Source organism: Paenibacillus sp. EKM301P, assembly GCF_011800295.1.
Taxonomy (GTDB): Bacteria; Bacillota; Bacilli; order Paenibacillales; family Paenibacillaceae; genus Paenibacillus; species Paenibacillus polymyxa.
The window spans coordinates 1-471 of record NZ_JAALFM010000084.1 but is presented as its reverse complement, the minus strand read 5'-3'; the positions used below and the strand labels follow the sequence as shown (position 1 = coordinate 471).

Sequence of the window (471 nt, the reverse complement as noted above, 5' to 3'; positions counted from 1 at the left end):
AAAAGACGAATCCCCTTCTCATTCCTTGAATAAAGACAGCGAGCTCATGACAGTCACGTGGACAGCTCAAGAAACGGAGCAGCTGTTAAAACAAGCACATCGTGCCTACAACACGGATATGAATGATTTGCTGCTGACCGCACTCGGCCTGGCTATTCATCGCTGGGCGGGGATTGAACGAGTGCTCGTCAACCTGGAAGGCCATGGACGGGAATCCATTCTGCCAGAGCTGGATATTACGCGCACCGTGGGCTGGTTTACGACCCAATTCCCGGTTGTGCTGGATATGAACGCGGGGCAAGACCTTTCACAGCGCATCAAACAGGTGAAAGAAGGGCTACGCCGGATTCCGCAAAAGGGTATTGGCTACGGTATGCTGAGATACCTGTCCGCAGCATGTGAGCAAGAGCGTTTTGTAACCGAACCTGAAATCAGCTTTAACTATTTGGGACAATTTGATCAGGATATGCA

1 protein-coding gene is annotated in these 471 nt (G+C 50.7%); it reads left to right on the top strand.

All coding sequences use genetic code 11. The annotated features are described in order from the left end of the window. On the top strand, nucleotides 1-471 hold a 471-nt coding region (locus HFD99_RS24925), incomplete at both ends, for a condensation domain-containing protein (protein ID WP_238797309.1).